Raw genomic sequence first — 6,563 nt, forward strand, 5'->3', positions numbered from 1 at the left:
TTGACGAAATGCTCCCTAATTCGGTCTTCAGCATTATCGAGGTCGATGGGTATTGGAGCCACAGCTACTACCGGGTGCCCGGCGATGAGGAGACACGTGACGATGCTACAGCCCATCAGGCCGAGGCCCACCACGCTTACCGGGATTTCCTGGGTGTTCATTGATTTGGTGTTTTTTGGCGGGAAAGTCTTTCGTAGTGTAAAGGGTAGTTAGAGCGGTTTTTACTACCTCGCCATTCTAGAAAACATAGTTTCATGGAGTTCGCGCTTAGTTCCTCAAGTTTTCTGGTAACCATTAAAAAGCAAGAAAGATTGACTTCTTGACTTCTGGTCTTGTTTGTTTGAGGTAAATAACCTAACTTGATCATTTTAGATTGTCCAACCTCCCCTTAGATGATTTTTCGTATTATTGTGGAGAGCACCATTTCTACAAAGCCAACTTTGGATATGTCCAGACTTTCAATCTTTCTACTCCTTTTGTTTGTCAGCACTTCGGCAATCTTCGCGCAAAACGCTAAACCCAACATCATCTACATCTACGCCGATGACCTCGGTTACGCCGAACTCGGCTGTTACGGCCAGAAGAAAATAAAGACGCCGAACATCGACCGCATCGCGACGGAGGGCATTCTTTTCACAGATTACTACACCAGCACGCCCGTCTGTGCCCCGTCACGCTGTCAGTTGCTGACGGGCAAGCACTCCGGGCATTCCTACATTCGGGGAAATTTTGAACTGGGTGGCTTCCCCGATTCCACCGAACGCGGTCAAATGCCGCTGCCCCCTAATACCGTCACTATCGGTACAGAATTAAAAAAGGAAGGCTACGCCACTGGAGCCATTGGCAAGTGGGGCTTGGGCATGGGGTACAGCAGCGGCAGTCCCACCAAGCAGGGTTTTGATTATTTCTACGGTTATTACGACCAGAAACAGGCCCACAACTACTACCCCACGCACCTGTGGGAAAACGAAAAGTGGGACACGCTCAACAACCCCGTCATCGATGTTCACAAACGACTCGATCCCAATACAGCTACCCAGGCAGATTTCGATTACTACAAAGGCAACGACTATGCTATCGACAAAATGGGGGAGAAAGCCCTGAACTTCGTGCGCGATAACAAGAATCGTCCGTTTTTCCTCTACCTGCCTTTTACCGTGCCACATGTGTCGCTGCAAGCTCCCGATGAGGCCGTAGCCGAGTACCTCGGGCAATTCCCGGAAACGCCCTACTACGGCGGTCGAAGTTATGCATCTACGCCATATCCGCTCTCGACCTACGCGGCCATGATTACCCACATGGATCGAAAGATTGGTGATGTTATGGCGCTGTTGAAAGAACTGGGCATCGACGACAACACACTAGTTATTTTCACTTCCGATAACGGTACGACCTTTAATGGCGGCGTGGACGCAGAGTTTTTCAATAGTGTCGGCCCGTATCGCGGCTTGAAAATGGATGTATACGAAGGCGGCATTCGGATGCCGATGGTGGCCCGCTGGCCGGGACGAATCACGCCAGGGAGTGTCACTGACCATGTGGGCGCGCATTACGACGTGCTGGCTACGCTGCTGGAGGTCGTGAGGGCAAAGCCGGTGCCGAGCGATGGCATTTCGTTCTTGCCCACTTTATTGGGCCAAAACGAACAGCAGAAAAAGCACGAGTACCTTTACTGGGAATACGCCGAGAAGGGCGGTCAACTGGCGGTCCGGCTTGGGAAGTGGAAAGGTGTGAAGACAGACGTTATCAAAAATAAAGATGCGAAGTGGGAGCTTTACGATTTGGAGAAAGACGAGAGCGAAACGACCGACATGGCTGCCAAGTACCCCAAACTCGTCGCGCGTTTTGATCAGATTGTCAAGAAGGAACATCGGCCTTCGCACGTACCGAAGTGGGAGTTCGTGGAGTAACGGCAAAACCCAGTCTTTTTAAGTATATTGGCACAGGAATTTTAAAAATCAGGCAGTCAGACTATTTTATTCAAATCCTTTCATTATGAACGCACTAAGATTAACCACAAAGGCCAATGACGACCGTCTGATCATCGAACTGCCGGAACGACTACGGGGAAAAGAACTTACCGTGCTGATTTCTGAAAAGCCCGTAGTGAAAAAGCTGGCTCCTGAGGTCTACGAAGCCCGAATGAAAAAGTTAGAGGGCTTTCAGTTGGAAAAGGAACCCGCTTACGAATCACCCGCCGACGAGTGGTACCTGCAATGAGGGTTTTCCTCGATTCCTCATTGCCAATCGAGTACTTGAAGGGAAGTCGAAAGGACAAGGATCTACTAAAGCATTTGTTAAAGCTTGACATTGAGCTTGTCATCGACCACACGGTATTTAGCGAGTTCATGTTCAATTTCCTGACGATTCGGGGTAAAAAATCAGGTTTAGCTATTAAGGAAAGTAAACTGATAAGTGCACTGATAGGTGAGTATGCCCCGCAAAACCTTTTGAGCGAATTCAGATTACTTTCACCAGCAAGCGACTTACAGGATGAAGTAATACGCCTTATGAATCAGTATAACTTGCTGCCAAATGACGCCTTGATCCTCGCTCATTGCCTCGACGAGCCATTCGAGTTCGTGGCTTCGTACGATTCGGATTTCGTGATACCCTGCCAAAAAGAAGGTATCACGCTGATTGACAGTATCGAGAGCTTTCAGCGACTTTTTTTAATAGGGTAATGGAAAGTCGCACAAACCAGACTACACTTTGAATGAAGCCCAAGTTCATTGCCATCAGCGACCGCATTATTGAGAGAATCAAGTCGGGAGAACTACTGCCGGGCGATCAGGTTCCTTCGGAAAATGAATTGATCAAAACTTTCAAAGTCAGCAATACTACCGCTCGCAAAAGCCTGCTCGACATCGAGTCGAAGGGATGGGCCAAGCGGATCAAGGGTAAGGGCACCTACGTGCTGAACCGCACGCCCGACCACCATTTGATGCGGACGCTGGGATCGATTTACGCTACCCGGCGGGGCTTCAACGAGGGGTTGATCGCCGAGGGAATACAACCCAAAAATCTGGTACTGGAAAAAACCATTCTGCCCGATGGGATTTCTTCCGAAATAGGCGGAAAGCGCTTCATCATCGAAGGTCCCGTGTTGATGATCCACCTGTTGAGGTATGCCGATGATGAGATCGTCAAGGACGAATTGAGGTACATTTCCCTGACCCTTTGCCCGGACATTAACCGTCTGCCCACCGAGATTTCTTATTTCAAGATGTACGAGAAGAAGTACCGCCTCAAAATTGAAGAGGTGAATCAGACTTTCGGCGCGGAGATCCTGCGACCCGATGCGAGCGAAAACAATTTTGAATTGAAGAAAGCCACGGCCACATTCGTCATGGATAGTGCCGTGGTCTGCACTGAACACAAGGTGGTAGAGATCGAGCGATCATACTACCGGGGCGACAAGTACAAGTTTGCGATCGTTGCCAATCCTGAATACGACGACAGCGGTCAGGGAGAAGCCTAGTCATTTGCAAACCACTCGACAATTGTATCGGCAATGATTTCGTGGCCCTTGCGATTGGGATGATTGACGTGCGACATGTACTCTTCCAGGTTCCCAGCGCTCGCGAACGATTTGAATGTAGGGTAAGGGTCAGCCAGGCCAACCTGGTATTTTTTGGCCAGCATTCGTATTTGATTTGTGTGCTGTTCCAGCAGATTGTCGTCTAACCGCAGGTCCACGCGCTGATCGGGAGAAGGAGTCAACAAAATCACTTTCACCCCTTTATCCAGCGCTTGTTGAATCATGCTTTCCCAAGCCGACTGTGCTTTTTCCAAGCCCAAAGGGCGGTCGTTCAAGGCGTAATCAATCAAAAGCACATCGGGTCGGTGCGTCAGTACTTCTTTTTCAAAGCGCGCCGCACCCGATTGCGCGTTCTCTCCGCCGATGGCCGTCACAATTACATTGATCACAGCGTAAGGGTACTTCGCTTTGAGTTTTTCAAGTACCAGATACGGATATGATTCCAAAGTATGTACCTCATGGTTATGCCAAAATCCTGCCGGAACTGAGTGGCCGTGAAACACGACATTGATCGTGCGGTTTTTGGGCCACTCTATTTGTAATTCCTTTTTGACTTCAGCCAGATATTCCTGGCTGTTGGGTAGTACTTTATCCTGTGCCAATACGGAGCAAGGCAGAACAACCAAGGTCAATAAAATCCACTTTAAGTATTTCATCAAATACCTATTTTACGGGTTGAATAATTTGGATCGTAACAGGGCCCATCAGTCCCGACGGAACCAGGGGTGTTTCTGACCAAAGCAATTCCCGGGAGCCTCTTACTTTCAGGTTCGTACTTGTGTAGTTTTCGCCCTCATTGATGTCGCCAATTATCCGGTTGGCCCAGGTATTGATCACTTCTATTTCTAAAGAGTTTTCTCCTGATTTTATGACCTCCGTCACATCATAGCGGTAAGGCGGTGCCCAGGTAATACCCATCGACTGTCCGTTCAAGAGTACTTCCGCGACCTTGCCTACTTTTCCCAAATCAAGATACACTCGTACTCCGTCGTTAGTGGGCTTCTTGAAGTCAAATGTCTTGCTATAAATTCCTGTCCCTGAATAGTGCTGGATGTTCTTGTCGGGAGATTCTGTCCAGGAAACCAACTCCGGAAAAGTAACCGTTTCGGGTGCGCCCCAATTTTTGTCAAATCGCACGTCCCAACTACCTTCGATTCGCTGGGTCTGAATGTTGTTTTCAACTTCTTTGGTTCCAGTTTTACCAATCAATTTGTAATGACCACTTTCCAAAAACTGCAGTCCTTTATTGGTGTAACCAAGAAGCGGAGGATGGGTAGTTTCGGAAGCTAGTGCTTGGTAAACTGGCTTTCTATTCTCTGGTCGAAATACGACAAAGTAAGAGCCGTGCGGCCCAAAAGTCAGAGGTACTTCGATATGATCGGCCTTCTGATTAAAAATGGTTATGGGAATAATCTCTCCCGTCACGGCGTCCCAAAGCTCGGGTACTTTGAAGTTTTGTCGGAAAGAGCAAAGTCTCGACACCGCTTGATCGCTGGTATTGCGGACGAAGTAAAAATCCTGATCCTCTTCTTTGTGATGAATGAAATCCAGCAGAGGTTTGCTCTCTTTCATGTAGTCGAGCCGTTGAGAGCCTTTGTCGGGATAGTCGAAGTCGGGTTCGACGTTCATTTTTTGCAGGATTTGCAGGGCAGGCGTCGTGGAAATCCCACCGTTTTGACCATAATACTTACTGGCTCTGTTCCACAGTTGGTTCGCCAACTTCTGGCTTTCACCCCGGACATTGGTGGGCTTTGGCCCGGTGATCGTGGCCCCGGCTATCGCCAGTTCCACCAATTTCCTCATCAATAGCGGGTCGTCGCCTACGATTTCGTCCAGGACAAGTACCTTGAATTTCGCCCCGTAGGGCAGAACAAGCATTCCGTTTTTGACGCGGAGCTCCATTAGTTTCTCGGTGTTGATGATCTCGTAATCGTAGCCGCTTCCGACGGCAAAGCGGGCGTTTTTGGGCGTACCGAAATTAGGTACTTTGTTGCCGTAGTAGTACAGTACATCGGCCACAAAATCAGTGCTCTGCAACACGTGCGATACCCGCGACAGGTAGTCGTTGAACGGCTTTACTTTGGGCCACCAGGTGTTTTTAATATTGAAATGGGTACCTGCGGCGTACACGTTTCCCGGAAAATCGTCGCGCGTGGGATTATGGGTAAATCCGTGAATCACCGCCCGGCTCATTCCTTCGCAAAAGGCGCGGTCACCGACGGGACGCATATCCCCCGGCCCAACCTGCCAGTTATAAAAACTGGTGAAAGCCTCCAGTTCGGTAATCTTGCGTTCGTACAGATGCGAAGCCGATGCAACCTCCTTGACCAACATCAGCAGATCGACGCTGTCTTTGGTTTCATCGAGCCGCTCGTGATTGATCCAAAACTCACCCCGTGGTACGCTTAAAGCTCCCAGAGCTTTGATCGCTTCTACCGGAACGTTGTGCAGCGGCGGCCCCGGCCCGCCTGACTCGGAAATGAGATTCAGACCGTACCGATTGGCGATTTCGCGGCCCTTGCGGTAGTGGTTGTTTATCATCAACTCCGATACTGTGTAGTTGAAATCTTGCTTGAAACGGGCCGTAGTGGCAGGATCGAAGGCATTTTTATCAAAAATGTAGGGTAGATATTTATCAATATCGTAGTCGTGCAATGATTTGAACTTATCCGACAGCGTAGGCGTCCAAACTGCATTCTTGGCCTCGAAACTAGCGAGATAAAGGTTTTTGAGAGCCGTTTTTCGGAAATCACCCAGACGCGGTTTCAGGCGATTGATGAAATACATGAAATGCATCTCGGTAGCCGTAGAATCAAAGTGGTCGATAATCGGCCCGACGGAATTTGGACTGGGCAGCAGCAGCGGGTCGCCCGAATTGGAGCAGACAAAACGCTGAATTTCCCAGTTGCCCGGAGGTACTTTCCAGTTTAGCATATCGGTCTTTGGATCGAAGTACTGAGAGACATCCACAATTTGGGTCGCATCCAGGTACTTGGCGCCCGGCTTTATCGGGATGGCCAGC

General features: G+C 49.2%; 6 protein-coding genes. 4 read left to right on the forward strand and 2 right to left on the reverse strand.

What is annotated here, in order from left to right; translation table 11 throughout:
• The first annotated feature begins 446 nt into the window (after positions 1 to 446).
• The 4 genes from ACEW8P_RS03260 (at position 447) to ACEW8P_RS03275 (ending at position 3,481) form a co-directional block, all read left to right on the forward strand.
• Positions 447 to 1,910 (forward strand): arylsulfatase, encoded by a 1,464-nt coding sequence (locus ACEW8P_RS03260; protein ID WP_373511677.1) that lies wholly within the window; start codon positions 447 to 449, stop codon positions 1,908 to 1,910.
• Positions 1,911 to 1,995: 85 nt separating this feature from the next.
• On the forward strand, positions 1,996 to 2,220 hold the full coding sequence (locus ACEW8P_RS03265) for a hypothetical protein (RefSeq protein WP_373511678.1): 225 nt from the start codon (positions 1,996 to 1,998) through the stop codon (positions 2,218 to 2,220).
• Positions 2,217 to 2,684, forward strand: coding sequence for a PIN domain-containing protein (locus ACEW8P_RS03270; RefSeq protein WP_373511679.1), 468 nt, complete (start codon positions 2,217 to 2,219; stop codon positions 2,682 to 2,684). The genes ACEW8P_RS03265 and ACEW8P_RS03270 overlap by 4 nt, the downstream gene beginning before the upstream one ends.
• 32 nt (positions 2,685 to 2,716) lie before the next feature.
• Positions 2,717 to 3,481, forward strand: a complete 765-nt coding sequence (locus tag ACEW8P_RS03275; RefSeq protein WP_373511680.1) for a GntR family transcriptional regulator — start codon at positions 2,717 to 2,719, stop codon at positions 3,479 to 3,481.
• On the opposite strand, the gene ACEW8P_RS03280 is transcribed toward ACEW8P_RS03275, so the two are convergent.
• Positions 3,478 to 4,197 carry an SGNH/GDSL hydrolase family protein gene (locus tag ACEW8P_RS03280; protein ID WP_373511681.1) on the reverse strand — a complete coding sequence of 240 codons (720 nt, stop codon included), beginning with the start codon at positions 4,195 to 4,197 and terminating at the stop codon, positions 3,478 to 3,480. The genes ACEW8P_RS03275 and ACEW8P_RS03280 overlap by 4 nt on opposite strands.
• Before the next feature lie 7 nt (positions 4,198 to 4,204).
• The coding region (locus ACEW8P_RS03285) for a glycosyl hydrolase (protein ID WP_373511682.1) at positions 4,205 to 6,563 on the reverse strand (2,359 nt) is incomplete at its 5' end.

The organism is Persicitalea sp. (assembly GCF_041751555.1).
In the GTDB taxonomy this organism is placed as follows: domain Bacteria; phylum Bacteroidota; class Bacteroidia; order Cytophagales; family Spirosomataceae; genus Persicitalea.